Raw genomic sequence first — 22,555 nt, forward strand, 5'->3', positions numbered from 1 at the left:
GCTCAATCAATTACAAGATATTTTTTACGATTTCTTCGAAAACAGCCGTGTGCTTGTCGATATCAGCCTGGCTGGTTTCAGCAGTGATCAGCGCCATATTGTGGAACGGGGTCATGAGGATTCCCCGGTTGAGGCTAGCTAGATGCATGTACTGATCCAGCTCAAAGTCAACGGCAGCTTCTGCCTGCCCGCCGTTTTGCGCAGGCTCTTTGCGGAACCAATATTCGGTTCTGCATCCCAGCTGTGTGGTGTTCCAGGGAAGATCGTATTTATCAATAACGCCCTGAACGCCTTCATTGAACCGCGCGGCCAGGGGGATATTTTTGTCATAAAATTTCTCCGTCAGGACTTCACTGAGGACAGCGCGCATAGCGTGCATACTCAGCGCGTTGGCAGCCAGCGTTCCGCCGATTCCGCCGATGTCGCACAGCTCCGGAGGAATGGCCGCCGCTGCTTTTGCACCCAGATCAGCGCTGAATCCGTAAGCTGCGGCGGGAATACCCGCGGCAACCGTTTTGCCGACAACCACCATGTCCGGCTCGAGTCCGTACGCTTTGGTGCATCCGCCTACACCGGCGCAGATGGTATGGGTTTCATCAATGATTAAAAGTGTGCCGTATTTTTTCGTCAATTCCCGCAGCTTTTCATGGTAGCCCGGCTGGGGATGAACGATGCCGCAGTTGGTCATGACCGGTTCTGCCAGAACAGCTGCAACATCTTCGTATTTCAGGGCGTCTTCCAGAGCCTGAACATCGTTCCACTCGATGACCTTGGTGGTAATGGCAGGGTCGCATTGAGGCCCCAGGCTTCCAGGTTTGGCCACCGTCTTTCCAGTGGTTTCATCAATGATCGCTACCGTTTCGTCCACAGTACCGTGATAGCACCAGTTGTAAACCACGACTTTAGGCCGCTGAGTGACCTCTCTTGCCAGACGCAGAACGAAACGATTGGCGTCTGTGGCGCTGGTGGCGAACTGCCAGTATTTCATGCCGAACCTTCTCTGCAGTTCTTCCGCATTCCAGACGGCATCCTCAGTGGGCAGCATGAAAGTGGTCCCCTGGGCAGCGTATTCCGAAATGGCCTTGACGGCGGGCTCTGGAGCATGTCCGATCATGGAGCCTGTATCTCCCAGACAAAAATCCAGATAGTCATTGCCGTCCACATCCTGGAAATGGGCGCCTTTGGCTTTGGCCACAAAGACGGGATAGCTTCCGGCCCACTTGGTCATCCAGTTCATGGGAACGCCCTGCAGCAGGCTGTCTTGGGCTTTTTTATAAAGCTCGCCGGATTTCTTGTGTTTTTTTTCAAAGAGCTCCATTTCTTTTTGATACTGGGCCTTTAATTTTTCGCGATTGATCTCTGTCATTTTTTAATTCCTTTCTCTTTAATAATATAGGTCGGAAGGACCTTTATATTCCTGTATCGTATTTCCGCCATCAACGACCAGCGCTTCGCCGGTGATATAGGAGGCTTCTTTGGATGCGAGGAACACGATGGCGTTGGCGACCTCCTCAGGTTTGGCGCTCCGCTTCATGGGCGTATTGAGCCCTGCGGCTGCCTCGGCTTCGGTCTGGGAAGCGGTTTCGATCCAGCCTGGAAGTATGTTGTTGACGGTAATGTTATGAATGCCCGATTCAATGGCCAGGGCACGGCTCATGCCGATAATGGCAGCTTTGGCGGCACTGTATGCAGCCTCGCCTGGATTGCTCACGATCGGTCCAGTTACAGAGGAAACGTTGACGATTCTTCCGTAATTGCCTTTTACCAGGCAGGGAAGAACCTCTTTCGTCACATTGAAACAAAGGGTCAGATTGCGGTTAATGGATATATCCCAGCTTTCGTAGGTAATGTTAAGCATTTCCGAAAAATCTTCTTCCTGGCCCACTTGAACCATACCGGCATTATTGATGAGGACGTGGATTTCTCCAAAATCTTCGACCACCTGGCCGACCATGTCTGCTGTCTGGCCGCGGTCCATCAGATCGGTAATGTAGCCTTTTGCCGTAATCCCCAAGGCCTCCAGTTCTCTGACCCGGTCGAAGATCCGGTCCGTGGTGGCAGTTAGCGCGATCTTTGCCCCCAGATTGCCGAGAATTTTTGCTGTGGAAAAACCGATTCCCGCTGGGCTGCCGGCACCGGTTATAAGACATACCTGCCCCTCAAAATTTACAAATGATTGAACCATGTTCAAATACCTCCTTATGGAAACGTACGTTAACTTGTAAGTGCACTGTCCATATAGAAAGCAAGAACTGTGCCAGATAAAGCGCTGCCAGTTAAAAGAAGATAAACAGGGACCAACAGACGATAATCGGCGATAAATCTGCCGGTAATTTGTCATATTTGACAAATTACCAGTCAAAATTGATAAACGGGCCGGATAAACGTTTTACTTAAAAAAGCAATGATTGTTTATTTTGAAGAAGGCTTGCGAAAGGGTATACCAAGATACTGAGTGAGAGAAAGAACCAGTTTTTGTGCGATGACATCGATATGACCGATAATCCACTGGGCATCGTCGTAATTGTCGTGGTAAGCAAGCTCGATCAAATTGGCAGGGGCCTTTACCCGACGCAATTCAGCCAGAGAAATATTGGGAATTGTAGCGACCAGGCTGGGATTGGGGTAGATTTTTCTCAGATTATCTGCGAAAAAGTCAGCTGCCCGCTGACCGGAAGCACGGTCGGCATAATAGTATACATCCGGGCCTTGAATTGCGCCGGATAGATTTTCCGGAGCGGCGTTAGAGTGAAGGGCCAGATGAAAATCATAGTCACCGGCGTTGGACTGGTCGATGACCTGAGACAGCGTATCGTAAGGATTATTGCGGGTAAAGTCGATATCACTTGCGCGAAGATATGGAACCATAGCATCGACAATCAAATTCATGTAGTATTCTTCGTTTCCGGTACCAGTCACATACTGGTTATAGTCCTGAACGGAAGGACTCAGATAAATGCTGGGCATAGGTATTCCTCCTTTTTCTTAATAATATGTAGAAAGATTAAAAATGTGATTTCCAACAGACTAACAGAAGTATAGGAGAAACCCGGACCTTACCCTTAATTTTCTTGCTGCATAAACTTGCAAACTTTAGAATTCTATGATAAAATTATACGGTTACATTTACATGTATGATTATAACTGAAATGCACGGAAAGAAAGCAGGAAAAAGCAGCAATGACAGAAAGACAACAAATTATTAATATAGCGGTGATCGCGCACGTCGATGCAGGGAAATCCACCTTGGTTGACGCATTTTTAAACCAAAGCGGCGTTTTCCGGGAGAATCAGGATGTGGTGGACTGCGTCATGGACAGCGACGATATCGAACGGGAACGGGGAATAACTATTTATTCAAAAAACTGTTCGGTTATGCACGACGATGTGAAGATCAATATCGTTGATACACCGGGTCACGCGGATTTTTCTTCAGAGGTGGAACGGATCATGAAAACGGTGGACACGGTTATTTTGCTGGTGGATTCCAGCGAAGGACCCATGCCCCAGACCCGCTTTGTACTGAAAAAATCCCTGGAGCAGGGTATAAATCCCATTCTCTTAATCAACAAAATCGACAAAAAGGATGCGCGGATCGAAGAAGTAGTGGATGAGGTCTATGAACTGTTCATGGACTTGGAAGCCAACGACAAGCAGCTGGATTTTCCTATCCTGTACGGAATCGCAAGGCAGGGAATCGTTGTTTACGACCCCAAGGACGCCGAAGGCATCGAGGTCGGCGCAGAAGACAAGAAAGCCAGGAAAACCGCTGCCGGCATGAACGGCCTGGACATTATGCCCCTTTTTGACACCATCATCAAACATGTGGAGCCGTACCCGGATCTGAATAATGAGCCGTTGCAGCTTCAAATCTCCACTTTGGGGTATGATGATTATATAGGAAGATTGGGAATCGGCCGAATTACCAAAGGAGTCCTGCGGGAAGCCCAGACTGTAGCCGTAGCTAAAGGAGACGGCAGCATCGTACAGAGGAAGGTCAATCAAGTGTTCATTTATAGGGGACTTAAACGGGTACCGGTAAAAGAGGCTCAGTCCGGCGACATTGTGGTTGTTTCCGGTATTGCAGACATCTCCATCGGAGAAACGATTTGTGATGAGAAAAATCCTCACCCCATGGAAATGATCCACATTGAAGAACCCACTCTGTCGATGAACTTTATGGTTAACAAAAGTCCCTTTGCCGGAAAGGTGGGCAAATTTGTAACCTCTCGTCATATCAAAGAAAGATTGGACAAAGAGCTGGAGGTCAATGTGGGACTGATGGTGGAAGAAACCGATTCCACCGATTGTTTCAAAGTCTCTGGAAGGGGCGAACTGCACCTGTCCATCCTCATTGAGAATATGCGAAGAGAAGGCTATGAGCTGGCGGTTTCCAAGCCCGAAGTCATCATGCGCAGGAATGAAAAGAACAAGGTGCTGGAGCCAATGGAAGAAGTGATTATCTCCGTTCCTGATGAATATACCGGCTCCGTCATTTCCAAGCTCAACTTGCGAAAGGGCGTCATGCGGGAGATGGGTGCGGAGAACGGATATACAAGGATGGAATATCTGGTTCCCACAAGAGGTCTTTTGGGATATCGGACCGAATTCATCAATGATACCAGAGGCGAAGGCACCATGGTGCGCCGCTTCGATGGATTTGATGAATACAAAGGTGATATTCCTCAGCGAACCAACGGGGTCGCCATCGCCCAGGAGGAAGGAGTCGCTACTCCATATGCGCTCTTTAACATCGGTGAGCGGGTGCAGATGTTCATTGAACCGGGAACAAAGGTCTATGAAGGCATGATCATCGGTATGAACAGCCGCAGCGAAGACATGGTGGTCAACCCGTGCAAGGCAAAAAAAGCGACCAACATGCGGGCTGCGGGAAGCGATGATAATATTAAGCTGGCGCCGGCCAGACAGTTCACCCTGGAAGAAGCGCTGGAGTTCATCGATGACGATGAACTGGTGGAGATCGTTCCCGACGATATACGGCTGCGTAAAAAGTTATTAAAAGAGCTGGACCGCAGACGAAGCGGGAGAAAAATCGACTGATTGGTCAGTTAGGAGGTCATGATGTTTGACAATTTATCTGTCTCCGATGCAACTGTGGAAAAGTTGATCAATGTAGGTATTTCGCTGATCATATTGATCGTTGGATACATCGTCATTAAGATCGTGCTGCATGTGGCCAAAAAAACCCTGGAACGCTCTTCTTTGGATCCGGTGCTGTACCGATTTATCCTTAGAATAACGAAGATTATCATGTGGATCATTTTGCTTTTGATGATCATGGAGCGGTTTGGTTTTAAGATGAACAGTCTGATCACTGTGCTGGCGGCAGCGGGCGCGGCTATTGCTCTGGCCCTGAGGGACAGTTTGGCAAATGTGGCAGGAGGTATCATGATTCTCATCAACAAACCCTTTGCGCAAGATGATTATATCGACATCAACGGCACGACGGGTCAGGTGAGGGACATTGATTTGTTTGTGACGCACCTGAAGACCTATGACAATAAGGTGATCACCATCCCCAACGGTATGGTCAACACATCGGTTTTGATCAACTACACCAAAGAGAACAAGCGGCGAGTGGATTGCTGCTTTAACATCGGATACGACGACGATATCAAACAGGCGAAGGATATCCTGGCAGCCATTGCCGAATCCCACCCTGCGATATATCGAGATCCGCAGCCTATTATCGGGGTCGCGGGTCAGAAAGACAATTGCATTTCCATTGATATGAAAGTATGGTGCGAGACCGACAATTACTGGGACGTAAAATACTTCCTGGAAGAGAACGTAAAGCTTGCGTTCGATGAAGCGGGCATTACCATTCCGTTCCCGCAGATGGACGTTCATATCAAGAAGAAATAAATAGTGGCGGTAAGCCGCTGAGAGTGATAAAATATTAGGAAACGTAAAAGAAAGGAGACTCCGAATATGGAACAAAACAAAAAGTTTAAGAGAGTGTTAGTGGCGAACAGAGGAGAGATCGCCATTCGAATATTCAGAGCCTGCAAAGAACTTGGCATCAGAAGCGTGGCAATCTATTCCGAAGAAGACAAAAACACGCTTTTCAGAACAAAAGCTGACGAGTCTTACCGTGTAGGAAAAGGTAAATCTCCGGTAGATGCTTATCTGGCTATCGATGAGATCATCGAGCTGGCGAAAGCCAAGGGCGTAGACGCCATCCATCCGGGATATGGATTCCTCTCGGAAAACGTGGAGTTTGCCAAAGCCTGTGAAGAAGCAGGAATTGTCTTTATAGGGCCTACTTACCAAATGATGGAGAATCTGGGAGATAAAATCCAGTCCAAGATCGTTGCAAACAAAGTCGGCGTGCCGACGATTCCAGGCGTAGAAGAAGCCATTCAGACGGAAGAAGACGCGGTCAAATACGCAGAGTTCTGCGGATACCCGGTCATGCTCAAAGCAGCGGCAGGCGGCGGCGGCAGAGGCATGCGGATCGTCAGAACTCCGGAAGAACTGCTTCCCCAGTTCCGCAGCGCCAAGAGCGAGGCTAAGAAAGCTTTCGGTATTGACGATATCTTTATCGAAAAATATCTGGAGCGGCCAAAACATATTGAAGTGCAGGTATTAGGCGATAATTACGGCAACCTGGTCCACCTCTATGAAAGAGACTGTTCTATTCAGAGAAGACACCAGAAAGTCGTGGAATTTACTCCGGCAATCTGTATTACGCAAGAACAGAGACAGAATATCTGCGCTGACGCTTTAAAAATCGCAGGAGCGGTAAACTACCGCAGCGCCGGTACGGTGGAGTTTTTGGTGGACAAAAACGGCGACCACTATTTTATCGAGATGAACCCGAGAATTCAGGTGGAACATACGGTAACAGAAATGACCACTGGTATCGATATCGTTCAGTCCCAGATTTTGATCGCACAGGGACATAAGCTGGATTCCGATGAAGTGAATATTAAGGGACAGGATTCCATCAAGCCGCGCGGCTATGCGATTCAGTGCCGTGTTACTACGGAGGACCCGATCAACGGATTTGCGCCGGATACGGGCGTCATCAGCATGTACCGCAGCGCATCCGGGTTCGGTATTCGTCTGGACGGAGGCAATGCCTTCACAGACTCCACCATTTCCCCTTATTACGACAGCCTTTTGGTTAAAGTCACTTCCTGGGCCAGATCCTTCAGGGATGCAACCAACAAAGCAATGCGCGCTCTGCGTGAAATGAAGATCACCGGAGTGAAAACCAACGCTGCGTTCCTGATGAACGTACTCAACCACCCGACTTTCCGCGCAGGCCAGTGCGATACCGGTTTTATTGCCGATAATCCGGAACTGCTGAATATCCGGGCAAGACAGGATAAAGAACTGAAAGTGCTTTCCTTCCTGGGAGATAAATTCATCAATGAGACTAAAGGCGTGAAGCCGGACTTCGATGTGCCCATCTTCCCGAGAATTAAGCAGGACGTTATCGACGGCCTTTCTGGAACAAAACAGATTCTGGATGAGAAAGGGCCGGAAGGGCTCGCCAAGTGGATCCTGGAGCAGAAAAAACTGCTGCTGACTGACACCACCATGAGAGACGCCCAGCAGTCCCTGATGGCAACAAGAGTAAGGACGGTGGATATGGAGAAAATCGCTCCTGCTACCGCCTATTATGGAAAGGATCTCTTCTCACTGGAAATGTGGGGCGGAGCTACTTTTGATACATCCTACCGTTTCCTGAAGGAATCTCCGTGGGAAAGACTGGACACTCTGCGCAAAAAGATGCCCAACATTCTGTTCCAGATGCTGATCCGCGGCGCCAACGGCGTAGGCTATAAAAACTACCCGGACAACGTAATCCGCAGATTCGTCAAAGAATCGGCAGATTCGGGAATCGATATTTTCCGTATTTTCGACTCCCTCAACTGGATCGAAGGTATGGAGATCGCCCTCGACGAAGTACTGAATCAGGGCAAGGTTGCAGAAGCATGTATCTGCTATACGGGAGACATTCTCGACGACAGAAAAGAAAAATACAACCTGAGCTACTATGTGAGAATGGCCAAGGAACTGGAAAAGAGAGGAAGCCACATCCTGGGAATCAAGGATATGTCCGGCCTCATCAAGCCGATGGCAGCCAGAAAGCTGATCGATGCGTTAAAGCAGGAAATCAGCATTCCAATCCACTTACATACCCACGATACCAGCGGCAACGGAATCGCTACCATTCTGATGGCAGCCAGCGCCGGCGTGGATATTGTGGACGCGGCTTTCAACAGCATGTCAGGACTGACCAGCCAGCCAGCGCTCAACTCAGTGGTTGCTGCTGTTGAAAACACAGAAAGAGAAACGGGCATTGATCCGGACGGTATCCAGAAGATTTCCGATTACTGGGCAGCCGTACGTCCGGTTTACAAGAGCTTTGAATCCGAACTTTTGGCAAGCTCTGCTGAAATTTACAAATACGAAATCCCCGGCGGTCAGTATTCCAACCTGAAACCGCAGGTGGAAAGCTTTGGCCTGGGCCATAAATTCGAAGAAGTAAAGGATATGTATAAGGCGGTCAATGAAATGCTGGGCGACATCGTCAAGGTAACGCCGTCTTCCAAGGCAGTGGGCGATATGGCCATTTTCATGGTTCAGAACGACCTGACGCCGGAAAACATTTATGAAAAAGCAAAGGATATCGACTTCCCTGATTCCATCGTTTCCTATTTTGAAGGCATGATGGGACAGCCGGAAGGCGGTTTCCCCGAGAAGCTCCAGAAGCTGGTTCTTCATGGAAAAGAGCCGATCACCTGCAGACCGGGCGAGCTGCTTCCGCCGGAAGATTTTGACGCCATTAAAAAACATCTGCAGGACGAACTGGGCCTGGAAGGTACGGAGAGAGAAGCGCTCAGCTACGCCCTCTACCCAAAAGTGTTCGAGGACTTTGTAAAGAGCCTGAAGAAGGAAGGAAACTTCCGTCTGATGGGCAGCGATATCTTCTTCCATGGTTTGTCCGAAGGCGAGACTTGCGAAGTCAAGATTGCAGAAGGCAAGGAGTTGGTGATCAAGCTGATCAATGCCAGAGATGCGGATGAAGAAGGTTTCCGTGATGTGGTATTTGAAGTAAACGGCAACCGCAGCGCGGTCAGAATCAAAGACAAGGATGCCAGCATCGTATCCACGGCTTCTCAGATCCTTTATGCCAATGCGGAAGATCCGTCTGAGATCGGAGCTAATATTCCGGGGAACATCCTCAAGGTTCTGGTCAGCGAAGGCGAAGAAGTGGAAGAAAAACAGCCCATCGCTGTTATTGAAGCTATGAAGATGGAGACCAATATTTTATCGCCGATGAAGGGATCCGTTGACAAGATCTATGTAAAAGAAGGTCAGCAGGTCAAAGCCGGCGAGCTGGTTGCCAAGTTAAAGTAACGATTGGAGCAGAGGAGTGTTGTTATGGGAGAAGGTATAATCGGGAAGTTTATCTATTTCTGGATCTTCATTCTTGGCGGACTTTTGATCGGCAAGATGGTCGGCCTGACCAATACCACAAGTAATGTGGTCTGGCTGTGCATTTGTCTGGCGGTCACCTATGTGGGCTGGCAGTTTATCCGATCCAGATTGAAGAGAAACGCTGCCGCAAGGAAACCAGAACCCACCCCGAGGCGCAACAATCGTCACGGAAAAAAGAAACGATAATATTTACAAAGGCAGGCTGTCTGTGATTATAGGCAGCCTGCCTTTTTTGGGGATGTTTTTAAGGTGATAGACTGGTTGGGGGGTGAGTAAAAGTTTTGTCGGGGAGGGGGAAAATTTAAAATTTAATCTTTTCCCGGGAAACCCGATTTTGATGATTTGACAGAATCAGCTCTTTTAAATAAACCGCGAGGGGAACCATGGGCAAACAGCCGATAATGTGGTAATATGAAAACGGTAAAAGAGGTAGAAAAATGAAAATTTCTTTGATTGCGTTCACAAAGGCAGGAGCCAAAACCTGCCGCCATATTATAGAAAGCTGTGGAGAGGGAAACGAGTGCCTGGGATTTCAAAAGGGAAGTTTTCAGCCAGAGGAAGGATTGACGGTGGTTGAAGAGCCACTGGGTCAGTGGGTACAGGAAGCCTTCTACAAACAGGATGCTCTCGTTTTCATCGGTTCTGCAGGCATTGCAGTGCGGGCGATCGCCCCTTTTCTCAAAAGCAAACAAACGGATCCGGCCGTCCTTGCGGTGGATGAGCAGGGAAATTATGTGATTCCGCTGGTTTCCGGGCATATTGGCGGCGCCAACAAGCTGGCCTCCCATATTGCCGAAAGAATAGGGGCTGCCCCGGTCATTACAACGGCTACGGACATCAACGGCAGGTTTGCGGTGGACCAATGGGCGAGGGAAAACGACTTGCTGATCAGCGACATGAAGCTGGCAAAACAAATATCTGCCCATCTGCTGCAGGGAAAAGAAGTCGGCCTGGTCACAGCCTTTTCCATTGTGGGAAATCTGCCGAAGGGCTTGACTTACAAAGAGTCGCCCATTAACATTGAAGTATCGGCGGCCCGCAGGCCTGTTCGAAAAAATACGCTGCGGCTGATTCCCCAGGCGGTCGTTTTGGGAATCGGCTGCCGCAGGGGCATTTCCCGGGAAAACATCCAGACCCTGGCCGAACAAGTGCTGGATCGGGAAAACCTTTGCTGGGAAGCGGTTTGCCAAGTGGCATCCATTGACATTAAAAAAAATGAGCCGGGACTATTGGAATTTTGCCAGGCCAAAAAGCTTCCGCTTCAAACTTACACGGCAAAAGAACTGGCAGCTGCTCGGGGCGAATTCAGTGAATCGGATTTTGTCCGGTCTGTGACAGGGGTGGACAATGTCTGTGAGCGGGCCGCTCTTTTAGCTTGCGGGAGAGGAAATCTGGCGGTAAAAAAACAGGTGAAGGATGGCGTGACCCTGGCTGTTGCCATAAAAGCACGGACCTATAGTATTTTACCATTGAATACGGCGTTGCCGCAGGGAACAGTTGGTTCATAGCGAAGACTTAAAAAAGGAGAAAGGTTATGGAATTAGTAAAAAGACCCAGAAGATTGCGGATGGACGGAAGGGTCAGAGACATGATCCGCGAAACAAGGATTACAAAGAAATCGCTGATCTACCCGATCTTTGTCGAAGAAGGGCAAGGCATCATAAGGGAAATCCCCACCATGCCGGGGCAGAAGCGCTACAGCCCCGATACCTTGCCAAAGGCCCTGGAAGAGGCCGCGGAAAAGGGAATTCAAAACATTATGTTTTTCGGCATTCCAAAACACAAGGATGAATGTGGAAGTCAGGCGTACTGCGATCACGGGATCATTCAGGAAGCAATGCGCGCAGGGAAAAAATACGTACCCCAGCTGCTCTATATCGGCGATGTATGTATGTGCGAATACACCAGCCACGGCCACTGCGGCATCATCAAGGGCGATTCAGTGGACAATGACAAAACCGTTCCTCTGCTGGCAAAGACAGCCGTATCCCAGGTAGCCGCCGGCGCCGATATGGTTGCGCCTTCCGACATGATGGACGGGAGAGTGGCGGCCATTCGCCAGGCCCTGGATGAGGCGGGATACATCGATACACCGATTATGTCCTACGCGGCCAAGTACGCATCCGCTTTTTATGGTCCCTTCCGTGATGCGGCCGGTTCGGACAACTTTAAGGGAAACCGGAAAACCTATCAAATGGACTGGCATAATCGAAGAGAAGCCCTGAAAGAAGTGGATACGGATCTGGAAGAAGGGGCGGACATCATCATGGTCAAGCCGGCATTGTCATACCTGGATATCATCCGAGAAGTGCGGGATCGGGTCAACGTTCCGGTGGCAGCCTACAGTGTCAGCGGCGAATATGCCATGATTAAGGCGGCCGGAGCCCAGGGAATGGTGGATGAATCTGCGATTATCGCCGAAACCACCACTGGAATTTACCGTGCGGGAGCAGAGATTTTAATCACCTATTTTGCAATGGAAATCGCTCAGATGATCGATGAAGGGAGAATTGGATAAATGACAAACACAACCAAATCAGCAGCGCTTTTCGCGGAAGCGCAGAACTATATACCCGGCGGTGTCAACAGCCCGGCCAGAGCTTTCCAGGCAGTCGGCGATACGCCCCGGTTCATCAAACGGGCAAAGGCCCAATATCTCTACGATGCCGATGACAACAAGCTGATCGATTACATCGGTTCATGGGGACCGATGATTTTGGGAAATAACCATCCGGCCGTGCTTAAAGCCGTACAGGAAGTCATCGAGGACGGTCTCAGCTTCGGCGCTGCCACAGAACGGGAAATTCAGATGGCAAAGCTGGTCTGCCAGCTTCTTCCTTCTGTTGAGATGGTCCGCATGGTAAATTCGGGAACGGAAGCCACCATGAGCGCCCTGCGGGCCGCCAGAGGCTATACAGGGAGAAACCGCATCATCAAATTCGAAGGATGCTATCACGGCCACAGCGACGGCCTTTTAGTCAAAGCCGGTTCCGGCCTCATCGCAGAGGGAGGAACGCCGGACAGCGCCGGTGTAACGCCTGGATGCGCCCAGGATACCCTGACCGCAAGATACAATGATTTTGAAAGTGTAGAAAAACTTTTCCAACAATATAAAGGGGAAATTGCCGCTGTCATTCTGGAGCCGGTGGCTGCCAATATGGGTGTGGTACCTCCGGAAAAAGGATTTTTAGAACAGATTAGAACCATTTGTACGGAAGAAGGGGCTGTGCTCATCTTTGATGAAGTCATCACCGGATTCCGCCTGTCCTTAGGCGGAGCACAGGAATTGCTGGGAATCACACCAGACCTTTCCACCTTCGGCAAGATCATCGGCGGCGGCATGCCGGTAGGCGCCTACGGCGGCAAGAAAGAAATCATGGAAGTGGTAGCCCCTCTGGGACCCGTTTATCAGGCCGGCACCCTCAGCGGAAATCCGGTCGCGATGGCGGCCGGCATCGCCCAGCTCACTTATTTGAAGGACCACCCAGAGGTTTATACCGTAATCGATAAGCTGGGAGAACGATTGTACGGCGGCTTGGCCCAGATTGTGGAAAAGGCGGGAGCTGCGTGCAGCGTCAATTATGTGGGTTCTATTGGAACGCTGTATTTCACAGACCAAAATGTGAGGGACTTCCAAACGGCAAAGACTGCGGATCTTGCCAGATACGCCGATTACTTTAAGTTTATGATGGAGCGGGGCCACTATTTCGCGCCGGCGCAATTTGAAGCTATGTTCCTGTCCAACGCCCACACAGAGGGCGATATTGATCGGACGCTGGACAGCGCGGCCCAGTATTTTGGAGTATAAGAATGAAACGGATTTGGATAATCGGCATTGGCATGGGAAACCCCGAAACGCTGACTGTAGGCGCTCTTAACAGGATTCAAGCAAGCCGAGCCCTCATCGGAGCCCGGCGCATGATCGAGGCACTGGGCGAGGTGAAAGCCAAAGCCTATTTTGCCGTTTCTCCCGATGAGATTCTGCAATGGATCAAGGATCATGAAGACTTGGATCCGATATCGGTTTTAATGTCGGGAGACGTGGGTTTTTTCAGCGGCGCTAAAAAGCTGCTAAAGCTGATTGAAGAAGAGACCAATTATAAGGCGGAGCTGATCCCTGGGATCAGCTCTCTCCAATATTTTTGCAGCCGCCTGGGGACTTCCTGGGAAGACGTGAAAACCGTCAGTCTCCACGGAAGAGAACGGAACTTTATCGGAGAGATTCTCAATCACAAAAGGACCTTTTTCTTGACGGACAGCATTCAGACTCCCGATTATATCTGTGCCCGGCTGGTGGAAGCGGGATTGGGAGAAACGCTGGTAGCAGCCGGCGAACGGCTTTCCTATGAAGATGAACGGATTGTGACTGGAACCGCTTGGGAACTCAGTCAAAAAACCTTTGATCCCCTCAGTGTGGTTCTGGTTGAAAATCCAAGAGCAGGAGCCGCATATCCCCATCCGGTTACTCATGGGATTCCCGATGATGCCTTTGTGCGGGGAGAGGTGCCGATGACAAAAGAAGAAGTGAGGAGCATCACCCTTTCCAAGCTGCGAATTGAAGAAGAGGACATCCTCTATGATGTAGGAGCAGGAACCGGGTCAGTGGCGGTTGAGATGGCCCTCCAGGCACGCAGAGGAGCGGTCTTTGCCATTGAAACAAAGCCTGAGGCCGTGGCTTTGATTGAAAAGAATAAAGCGGTTTTCCATGCAGATAATCTCCATGTGATCCAGGGGATAGCGCCCCAGGCCATGTGCTCCCTTCCCGTTGCGGATAAAGCCTTCATTGGGGGCAGCCGGGGCAACTTGAAGGAGATTGTAACGGCGCTTTTGAAAAAAAATCCCGATATTCGGATGGTGGTCAACGCCATAGCCCTGGAAACCATGCAGGAAACCATGGAAACCTTCAAGGAGCTGGGCCTTGAGGTGGAACTGGTGCAAGTGTTCTTATCAAAGGCAAAGAACGTGGCCGGCTATCAGATGATGATGGGTCAGAACCCGATCTTCATTATTAGCGGCCAGAGGAAGGAAGCGGAGCAATGAAGGTAGAGAAACATGCGATTCCCCGTATCCTCATCGGAGCATCGGGAAGTGGAAGCGGGAAAACCATTTTTACCTGCGGGCTGCTGCAAGCGCTGAAAACGGCGGGAAAACGCCCGGTATCCTTTAAGTGCGGACCCGATTATATCGACCCCATGTTCCACACAGAAGTTCTGGGTATTCCTTCCAGGAATCTGGACCTGTTTTTCGCTCCGGAGAACACAGTCAACTATCTCATGGCAAAGCACGCAGAGAATGGAGATATGGCGGTGATAGAAGGGGTCATGGGTTACTATGACGGCTTGGCCGGGATCTCGCCGGCGGCCAGCTCCTATGATCTGGCGAAAAAGACGAAAACTCCTGCTGTTTTGCTTTTAGACAGCCGGGGAAAATCCCGGTCCCTTTTGGCAGAAATAAAAGGATTCTTGGAGCTGGAAGAAGAGAGCATGATCCGTGGCGTGATCCTCAATCAGGTGTCGGAAATGATCTATCCCCAATTGAAAGGGCTCATTGAAGGGCAGCTGCCAGTCAAGGTATATGGTTATCTGCCAAAGATGGTCAACTGCAGTTTGGAAAGCCGCCATTTGGGGCTTGTTACCGCAAAGGAGATCAAAGACCTGCAGGGAATCGTAGATCAGCTGTCGGAGCAAATCCGTGCTTCCGTTGACCTGGAGGGGCTGATTGAGCTGGCAGGGCAGGCCGGCGAACAGGTTTATAAGCCGCTGCGGCTTCCAGTTCCATCTGCGCAGCCGGTACGGATCGGGGTGGCCATGGATAAGGCTTTTTGTTTTTATTATCAGGATAATCTGGACCTTTTGGAAGAAATGGGGGCGGAAATTGTTCCTTTCAGCCCGCTGGAGGATCGGGAGCTTCCTAGAGAGCTTCACGGACTCATCTTCGGCGGCGGCTATCCGGAATTGTATCTGCCCCAGCTTTCAGAAAACCGCGCCATGCGGCAGGCCGTACGCAGCGCAGTGGAAGCAGGAATGCCATGTCTTGCGGAATGTGGCGGCTTTATGTATCTCCATGAGCGTCTGAAAGGAAAGGATGGCGTTTCCTATCCCATGGCAGGCGTGGTTTCCGGGGAAAGTTACCCTACGGATAAGCTGGGAAGGTTCGGGTATATCGAGCTGACCGCAAAGGAGGATACGCTGCTCTGCAGGAAAGGCGAAATGCTGAAAGGCCACGAGTTCCACTACTGGGACAGCACCAATCCGGGAAATGCTTTTCACGCCCAAAAGCCTCTGGGGAAGAAGAACTGGGAGTGTGTGGTTTCCCGGGAAAATCTGTTTGCCGGTTACCCGCATATATACTTTTATTCCAATCCGGAGGCAGCAGAACGGTTTGCTGCCGCCTGCAGGAAATATCGGGCAGGGTAAATCAGTTAATAAACGCAAATTTGGGCGCTAAAAGCCGATGAGATTATTTCCATCGGCTCGTTGCTGTTGTATCATTTTGTCTTACTGCCGTTCGCTCCTGCGTATGTTTTGTTACGAACGGGAAGATTGGTAAAATCAATCATTGGTTAGTCACCTTGTTTCAGTCTTAAATAGTTTTCGCGCAAATACCAAGCCTGTTCCGTAGATATTTCCTGCCCGACTTCGGCAGCGTTAATATCCGCATTCAGTTTGCACCAATAAATATTCCAATGCAAATCTTTTTTACCGCTGTCTACAATCTTCCAAGAAGCAATCATATTTTCCAAAGAGGTTTGCAGATACGGCGGCAGAGGGGAACATATAATTCAGGTTAATTACGCCAATTAAGCGGGTGAAATTTTGGGGATCATATATTTTGTAAAAATCCATGCTGTTTTTTAAGTGAAAGTGGCGGGCTTTGGGAGATGTGATTTGGGATATGTAAGACATCTCACCTAATTCAAACAACTTTCCAAAAAAAGGTTTATACTTGGTTTTTCCATAATCAGAATAAGGTATCCTTGAATCATAATTTTCTCTGAGAAATTTCAAATATTCTTCTTCGACAATTTTCCATTTTAGCATAGTCTTTCGTCTCCCTTACCAAAAAAATAAGATCGGGAAAACCCGATCTTAATTAATACGATTTTGTCAAGGATTCGTAACCTCTGATACCTATATTATATGTCATTTCGTCAAAAAATCAATCTATTTTCTTCGTGGTTTTCTATAAACAGGATATATTTTTTAAAGGGTATGTCAATCCTTTAAATTGAATTTCTGTAAAAAAATGTATTAGATGTGCACCTTTATCCTTAAAACAAACCTCTTGAATATTCAGGGGAGAGTGTGATACAATGAATCAACAATTGAAATGTCCCGGGTGTCCGGTGTTTCCCCGCCGGAAGAATAGGGAAGAGGGGTGAAATTCCCCCGCGGTCACGCCGCTGTGTAGGACGAATCATATCCATTTCATATCACTGTGAAAATGGGAAGATCGGATATGGTAGAGACTCCTGAGCCAGAAGACCTGCCTGTGGATGGTTGGATGCATTTTCTTACGGACGATGAGAAAGTGTAAGAGCGGAAATGCGCTTTCCGCCTTCTTGCGCTATTCTGAAAAGTCAGAATAGTTCTTTTTTTATTACGCAGGGAATATCCTCAGCGATCGTTCCGGAGTATCAAAAAAGTTCACCTTGTGAAAGTGAGCGAGAAGCGCGAATAACATTTCCCAAGAAAACTTTTTAGGAGGGAAAACTTATGACAAGAACAAGATCAAAAACAGAACGGATTATGTTTACCTGCGGAATGGTGTGCGCGCTGTTCTTCGGGGTGACGACAGCTTCCAGCGCCATGCACATCATGGAGGGATATCTGCCGCTGAATTATTGTATCATTTGGGGAGCCATCTGCGTGCCGTTTTTTATCGCAGGGCTGTTTTCCATCAAGAGGACTGTAATCCAGCACAGAAAGACGCTGCTGCTTCTGGTCATGATGGGAGCCTATGTCTTTGTGCTTTCGGCTCTGAAAATTCCATCGGTAACGGGCAGTAGCTCGCATCCCACCGGCACCGGCCTGGGCGCTGTTCTCTTTGGACCTGCGGCCATGTGCGTCATCGGAGTTATCGTTTTGTTGTTCCAGGCATTGCTTCTGGCCCATGGCGGCCTGACAACGCTGGGGGCCAATACCTTTTCTATGGCGATCGCGGGACCTTTTTTAGCATTCGGTGTATTTCTGATCTGTAAAAAACTCCGTGTGCCGAAATCCGCAGGTGTTTTTCTGGCGGCTTGTCTGGGCGATCTGTTTACATATTGTGTAACTGCTCTGCAGCTGGCCGTGGCCCATCCTTCACCAGTGGGAGGAATTGCCGCATCCCTTGCGGAATTTCTGGGAATCTTTGCGGTAACGCAGATTCCGCTGGCTGTGATCGAAGGGTTAATTGCTGTGGTTGTCATAAAGGCTCTGGAAAGTTACGCCAAACCGGAATTGACCGAGCTGGGATATCTGGGGGTGTAGATGATGACGAAGAACGCAAAAGTAATGATTATCTGTTTCGTTTTAGCGGCACTGATTGCGGTTGTGCCTCTTTTCTTCATCCATGATTCGGAATTCGGTGGTTCGGACGGAGCTGCCGAGGAAGCCATTACCGCCATTGATCCGGACTACAAAGCTTGGGCATCGCCTGTCCTTGAGCCGCCGGGCGGAGAGACCGAATCGCTGCTGTTCTGCTTGCAGGCTGCGCTGGGCGGAGGCGTCTTTGGCTTTGGCATGGGCTATCTCATCTGCAGAAAGAAATATGCAAAGAAAGAACAGGACTAAGACGATGATGATGATTGACAAGCTGGCTTATTCGTCTCCATGGCGATATAAAAGCACACATTTGAAGAGCTGCTTTGCCATCGGCACCCTTTTGATCTGTGTGGCAGTCCGCTCATTTTTCATCTCATCGATCGTTTTGATCCTAATGGGATGTCTGACTGTAACATACAGCCGGGCATCTCTTTCTCATTATGGAAAAATGATGCTGTGGCCCATGGCCTTTCTGATCATGGGAACGATCTCCATTTTGGCCGACATTGCCGATGAACCAATGGGCATGGTCCATATCAGCATCGGCAGCAAATACCTGGTGATCCTGGGCTCGTCGGTCATCGAAAGCGGGCGGCTGATATTGGTATCGCTGGCTTCCGTCTCCTGCCTCTATTTCTTAATCCTGACAACCGCTGTGCTGGATTTGATGGCCGGATTAAAGAGGCTCCACTGCCCCTGGCTGATCATTGAACTGATGACGCTGATCTATCGCTTTATCTTTGTTCTGCTGGACCTGGCGCTGTCCATCAACACAGCTCAAAAATGCAGGCTGGGAAATAAAGATTTAAAAACATCCATCCGCAGCATGGGCGGCATGCTGGCGGCGCTGTTTGTTCAGGCCATGGAAAAATCGTCGGCCCTTTTCAACGCCATGGAAGCCAGATGCTATGACGGACGGATCCACGTGCTGACTGAACACCGACCGGCGGCCAAAAAAGAAATCCTGCTTGTTGCGGCCTATTTGACGGCGCTCTTGGCTCTGGCTATCTTCTGCCGCACGAAGGGAGGCCTGTGATGAAGGAAGCAGAACCGATTGTACGGGCAGAAGATGTATCCTATACCTATGAGGACGGGACTCAGGCTCTAAAAGGAATCAGCCTTACTGTCAGAGCCGGCGAACGGGTCGCTGTCATGGGTGCCAATGGGTCGGGAAAATCGACGTTTTTCCTCCATCTGAACGGAATTCTGAAGCCCCAGGAGGGGAGGATTTTCATCGGCGGAAAGCCCATCGATTATTCAAGAAAAGGACTTTTGGAGGTACGAAAGAAGGTTGGAATCGTCTTTCAAAACCCGGATAACCAGCTGTTTTCCGCCAGTGTAAAACAGGAAATCTCCTTCGGCATTCTCAATCTGGGCGCATCGGAAACGGAAGCCGAAAAGCAGGTGGAGCAAGTGATGGAAGAGCTGGAAATCAACCCTTTTGCCCATAAGCCGACCCACTTTTTGAGCGGCGGCCAGAAAAAGCGGGTTTCCATAGCCGACATACTGGTCATGGGTCCGGAGCTGATTCTCTTAGATGAACCGGCAGCAGCCCTCGATCCCAAACATGCGAGGATGATCGACGGAATTGTGGACCAGCTGAGCCGCAGGGGAATTACCATACTGTTGTCCACCCACGACGTGGAACGGGCGCTCATCTGGGCCGACCGGGTGGTGCTCTTTGACGAGGGCGTGATCGCAGGAGAAGGCAGCCCGGAAGAAATTTTCCGCAATGATGCGATTTTAAAACAGACCAACCTGGAAAAACCCACTGTGTTTCAGATTTTTGATACTCTATGTGAGGAAGGAATTCTGGATCCCAAGCTGGATCCGCCTCATCGGGTCGAAGAGCTGGCCGCATATATCAGGCAGAAAGGAACCGAGCAATTATGACAAAAAAAGAAGCAATCCTGGCAGTCAGTTTTGGCACCAGCCATCAAGAGACGAGGAAAAAGACCATCGAAGCCATCGAGCATCGATTCCGGGAAGAATTTCCCGGCCATGAAGTGCGAAGAGCCTTCACCAGCGGTATGATCATGAATGTGCTTAAAAAGCGGGATCAAATCCATGTGGACGACGTATCAGAGGCATTGGAACGGCTCAAAAAAGATAGGTTTGATCGAGTGGTGGTCCAGCCGACCCACGTGATCAACGGCGAGGAATACGAGAAAATGACAGCGCAGGTCCAACCGTGGATAGACCGGTTTGCCAGCATCGTCGTCGGCAGACCGCTGCTTACCGAAAGCGATGATTACCAGGCAGTGTGCTCGGCCGTTTTAAAACAATTTCCCAAACTGAAGGAAGAGGAAGCCCTGGTCCTGATGGGCCACGGCACGGAACACTCTGCGGACGCGGCCTATGCGGCTATGGCCTATCGGTTCAGAGCCATGGGTCATAACAATGTTTTCGTAGGCACAGTGGAAGGTTATCCGGCGCTTGAGAACCTTTTGCCCCTGGTTAAGGAATATGGACCGAAAAAAGTAATCCTGCTGCCCTTGATGGTGGTCGCCGGAGATCATGCGCGCAGCGATATGGCCGGAGAAGATGAAGCATCCTGGAAATCCATCTTTGAAAAGGAAGGCTATGAAGTAATGTGCATCCTCAAGGGACTCGGGGAGTTTGCTGAAATACAGGACATTTACGTTGAACACGCCAGACAGGCAATGGAAAACGATCATGGAACTCTATGTGGAAAAAGAAAATAAGCGGCTGAGAAGAGGTTTTACCACCGGAACCTGCGCCGCGGCAGCTGCCTGCGGAGCAGCGCAGGCACTGCTCTCTGAGGGACAGATGCTGCCTTGCGAGATTAAAATTCAGACGCCCAAAGGCATCCAGGCGAAAATTCCGGTGGAATCGATCAGAATTCAAGAAGAGGGCGTCCTCTGTTCCGTAAGAAAGGACAGCGGCGACGACCCGGATGTGACCGACGGGACCATGATCTGCGCCCTGGTGCAAAAGCTGGAGGGCCAATCTCAAACCGTAATCGTGGACGGCGGGCGGGGCGTTGGACGGCTGACCAAACCGGGACTTGCCTGCCAGGTGGGCGAGGCGGCCATCAATCCGATCCCTCGGAAAATGATCGAAACGGAAGTCCGTAAAGTCGCCGGGCAGCTGGGGTATAAGGGCGGGCTGCATGTGGAGATCTCCGTTCCGGAGGGGGAAGCGCTGGCGGAAAAAACCTTCAATCCCAAGTTAGGCATCGTGGGAGGACTGTCTATCCTGGGAACCAGCGGTATTGTGGAGCCCATGAGCGAGCAGGCGCTGATCGATACCATCAAAGTGGAGATCAATATGAAAAAAGCGGCTGGGGTGGAATATCTAGTGGTGACACCGGGCAATTACGGAGAAACCTTTCTCAAAGAAACCCGCAACCTTGATCAGCTGGATTATGTGAAGTGCAGCAATTTTATCGGCGATACCCTTTCCTATTTAAAGGAACAGGACTTTAAAGGCGTTCTTCTCGCGGGACATATTGGAAAACTGGTTAAGGTGGCCGCAGGAATGATGAACACCCATTCCAAGTACGGCGATAGACGAATGGAAACCCTGGCGGAGCACGCGGCCCTGGCAGGTGTGTCCCAGCCCCAAATCTGCCAAATCAGAGAATGCGTGACAACAGAAAATGCCGCTGCCCTGATCAAAGGGTGTGGTCCGGAAATGGAAAAGCGAATCTACGATTCCCTGCTGAGGGAGATCAAGGCCAATATGGACCGTCAGGTAAATGGCTGTTTGCAGACAGAGGTTATTCTCTTTTCCAGCAAATACGGATATCTGGGGGAAACGCCGGGAACCGGGCAGTTTTTGCTGCGGGCCCAGGCAAGCGGCGGAAAATGAGAATCATAAGGAGGAAGATAGATGGCAACGTTATATGGATTGGGCGTAGGGCCGGGGGATCCGGAGCTGATGACTTTAAAAACGGTGCGGCTGATTAAGGAGAGCGATATCATCGCCATTCCCCAGTCGGGACAGGATGTCAACACAGCCTATGCTATCGCAAAAAAAGCGGTTCCCCAAATCGAAGAAAAGGAGATCGCCCGGATCGCAATGCCCATGACCAGAGACCAGCAAGCGCTGGATGCCAGCCACGATGCGGCGGCCCGGCGGATCATCGATTACCTGGACCATGGGAAAAATGTAGCGTTTCTCACTCTGGGAGACCCCTCGATTTACTCCACCTATACATATATTCATAAGCGGGTGCTGGCTTCAGGCAGACAGGCGCAGATGGTTCCGGGAATTCCGTCTTTTTGTGCGGTTTCCGCCAGGCTCAATGAGCCGTTGGCAGAAGCGGGGCAGGCGCTGCACATCATTCCCGCTTCCTATAAGGCGCTGGACACGTGCATGGAGCTGGAAGGCACCAAAGTGCTGATGAAAAGCGGAAAAGCAGTTGGAGAGATTAAGGACATGATCTGCGGCCAGCCCCACAGGTGGTCGGCTAAGATGGTAGAACGCTGTGGGATGGAAGGTGAACGGGCTTTTCATTCCGCTGACGAGATCAATACCCAGGCAGGTTATTTTTCAATTATTGTGGTAAAGGATAAATAAAGGAGCAG

20 protein-coding genes and 1 riboswitch are annotated in these 22,555 nt (G+C 49.9%); of the genes, 16 read left to right on the forward strand and 4 right to left on the reverse strand.

All coding sequences use genetic code 11. The features are described from left to right. Window positions 1-10: 10 nt before the first annotated feature. From NIA71_RS01595 to NIA71_RS01605, 3 genes are all read right to left on the reverse strand, one after another. The gene (locus tag NIA71_RS01595) at window positions 11-1,366 is read right to left on the reverse strand and encodes an aspartate aminotransferase family protein (RefSeq protein WP_253019541.1); all 1,356 of its coding nucleotides are present in this window, start codon (window positions 1,364-1,366) and stop codon (window positions 11-13) included. Between the two features lie 18 nt (window positions 1,367-1,384). Continuing rightward, window positions 1,385-2,185: an SDR family NAD(P)-dependent oxidoreductase gene (locus NIA71_RS01600; RefSeq protein WP_253019542.1), complete on the reverse strand. Its 801-nt coding sequence runs from the start codon at window positions 2,183-2,185 to the stop codon at window positions 1,385-1,387. Between the two features lie 227 nt (window positions 2,186-2,412). Then, window positions 2,413-2,967: an N-acetylmuramoyl-L-alanine amidase gene (locus tag NIA71_RS01605; protein WP_148394583.1), complete on the reverse strand. Its 555-nt coding sequence runs from the start codon at window positions 2,965-2,967 to the stop codon at window positions 2,413-2,415. A gap of 213 nt (window positions 2,968-3,180) precedes the next feature. Between NIA71_RS01605 and typA the strand changes: the two genes are divergently transcribed. The 9 genes from typA (at window position 3,181) to NIA71_RS01650 (ending at window position 15,893) form a co-directional block, all read left to right on the forward strand. After that, entirely contained in the window at window positions 3,181-5,061 is a 1,881-nt protein-coding gene (typA, locus tag NIA71_RS01610) for a translational GTPase TypA (protein WP_148394585.1), read from the forward strand. A gap of 21 nt (window positions 5,062-5,082) precedes the next feature. Then, on the forward strand, window positions 5,083-5,886 hold the full coding sequence (locus NIA71_RS01615) for a mechanosensitive ion channel family protein (protein ID WP_227754998.1): 804 nt from the start codon (window positions 5,083-5,085) through the stop codon (window positions 5,884-5,886). Window positions 5,887-5,952: 66 nt separating this feature from the next. Then, on the forward strand, window positions 5,953-9,396 hold the full coding sequence (locus tag NIA71_RS01620; RefSeq protein ID WP_148394589.1) for a pyruvate carboxylase: 3,444 nt from the start codon (window positions 5,953-5,955) through the stop codon (window positions 9,394-9,396). A gap of 24 nt (window positions 9,397-9,420) precedes the next feature. Then, window positions 9,421-9,663, forward strand: coding sequence for a hypothetical protein (locus NIA71_RS01625; protein ID WP_148394592.1), 243 nt, complete (start codon window positions 9,421-9,423; stop codon window positions 9,661-9,663). Between the two features lie 251 nt (window positions 9,664-9,914). Next, complete coding sequence (locus tag NIA71_RS01630; protein WP_148394594.1) at window positions 9,915-10,985, forward strand: cobalt-precorrin 5A hydrolase; 1,071 nt, start codon at window positions 9,915-9,917, stop codon at window positions 10,983-10,985. A gap of 26 nt (window positions 10,986-11,011) precedes the next feature. Beyond that, window positions 11,012-11,995, forward strand: a complete 984-nt coding sequence (gene hemB, locus NIA71_RS01635) for a porphobilinogen synthase (RefSeq protein WP_148394596.1) — start codon at window positions 11,012-11,014, stop codon at window positions 11,993-11,995. Next, window positions 11,996-13,285, forward strand: coding sequence for a glutamate-1-semialdehyde 2,1-aminomutase (gene hemL, locus NIA71_RS01640; protein ID WP_148394597.1), 1,290 nt, complete (start codon window positions 11,996-11,998; stop codon window positions 13,283-13,285). It abuts the gene before it with no gap. Between the two features lie 2 nt (window positions 13,286-13,287). Beyond that, window positions 13,288-14,517, forward strand: coding sequence for a precorrin-6y C5,15-methyltransferase (decarboxylating) subunit CbiE (gene cbiE, locus NIA71_RS01645; protein WP_148394599.1), 1,230 nt, complete (start codon window positions 13,288-13,290; stop codon window positions 14,515-14,517). Next, window positions 14,514-15,893 carry a cobyrinate a,c-diamide synthase gene (locus tag NIA71_RS01650; RefSeq protein ID WP_148394601.1) on the forward strand — a complete coding sequence of 460 codons (1,380 nt, stop codon included), beginning with the start codon at window positions 14,514-14,516 and terminating at the stop codon, window positions 15,891-15,893. The genes cbiE and NIA71_RS01650 overlap by 4 nt, the downstream gene beginning before the upstream one ends. Window positions 15,894-16,175: 282 nt before the next feature. Here NIA71_RS01650 and NIA71_RS01655 read toward each other — a convergent pair whose 3' ends face one another. Beyond that, window positions 16,176-16,517 carry a type III toxin-antitoxin system ToxN/AbiQ family toxin gene (locus NIA71_RS01655; RefSeq protein ID WP_148394602.1) on the reverse strand — a complete coding sequence of 114 codons (342 nt, stop codon included), beginning with the start codon at window positions 16,515-16,517 and terminating at the stop codon, window positions 16,176-16,178. A 279-nt stretch (window positions 16,518-16,796) separates the two neighbouring features. Beyond that, a riboswitch (cobalamin riboswitch) is annotated at window positions 16,797-16,985 on the forward strand. A 207-nt stretch (window positions 16,986-17,192) separates the two neighbouring features. Between NIA71_RS01655 and NIA71_RS01660 the strand changes: the two genes are divergently transcribed. Genes NIA71_RS01660 through cobI form a run of 7 tightly spaced genes read left to right on the forward strand, consistent with a single transcriptional unit; the run spans window position 17,193 to window position 22,547 of the window. Next, on the forward strand, window positions 17,193-17,948 hold the full coding sequence (locus tag NIA71_RS01660) for an energy-coupling factor ABC transporter permease (protein WP_148394604.1): 756 nt from the start codon (window positions 17,193-17,195) through the stop codon (window positions 17,946-17,948). Further along, on the forward strand, window positions 17,949-18,251 hold the full coding sequence (locus tag NIA71_RS01665) for an energy-coupling factor ABC transporter substrate-binding protein (RefSeq protein WP_336246028.1): 303 nt from the start codon (window positions 17,949-17,951) through the stop codon (window positions 18,249-18,251). Further along, window positions 18,229-19,038, forward strand: a complete 810-nt coding sequence (cbiQ, locus tag NIA71_RS01670) for a cobalt ECF transporter T component CbiQ (protein WP_148394606.1) — start codon at window positions 18,229-18,231, stop codon at window positions 19,036-19,038. Before NIA71_RS01665 ends, cbiQ begins: the two co-directional genes overlap by 23 nt. Beyond that, on the forward strand, window positions 19,038-19,895 hold the full coding sequence (locus tag NIA71_RS01675) for an energy-coupling factor ABC transporter ATP-binding protein (RefSeq protein ID WP_148394608.1): 858 nt from the start codon (window positions 19,038-19,040) through the stop codon (window positions 19,893-19,895). Before cbiQ ends, NIA71_RS01675 begins: the two co-directional genes overlap by 1 nt. Continuing rightward, window positions 19,892-20,707 carry a sirohydrochlorin cobaltochelatase gene (locus NIA71_RS01680; protein WP_148394610.1) on the forward strand — a complete coding sequence of 272 codons (816 nt, stop codon included), beginning with the start codon at window positions 19,892-19,894 and terminating at the stop codon, window positions 20,705-20,707. Before NIA71_RS01675 ends, NIA71_RS01680 begins: the two co-directional genes overlap by 4 nt. Continuing rightward, window positions 20,646-21,836: a cobalt-precorrin-5B (C(1))-methyltransferase CbiD gene (gene cbiD, locus NIA71_RS01685; protein ID WP_253019543.1), complete on the forward strand. Its 1,191-nt coding sequence runs from the start codon at window positions 20,646-20,648 to the stop codon at window positions 21,834-21,836. Before NIA71_RS01680 ends, cbiD begins: the two co-directional genes overlap by 62 nt. Window positions 21,837-21,857: 21 nt before the next feature. After that, on the forward strand, window positions 21,858-22,547 hold the full coding sequence (gene cobI, locus NIA71_RS01690) for a precorrin-2 C(20)-methyltransferase (RefSeq protein WP_148394612.1): 690 nt from the start codon (window positions 21,858-21,860) through the stop codon (window positions 22,545-22,547). Window positions 22,548-22,555 lie beyond the last annotated feature (8 nt).

The organism is Ihubacter massiliensis, assembly GCF_024125305.1.
Lineage (GTDB): Bacteria > Bacillota > Clostridia > Peptostreptococcales > Anaerovoracaceae > Hominibacterium > Hominibacterium faecale.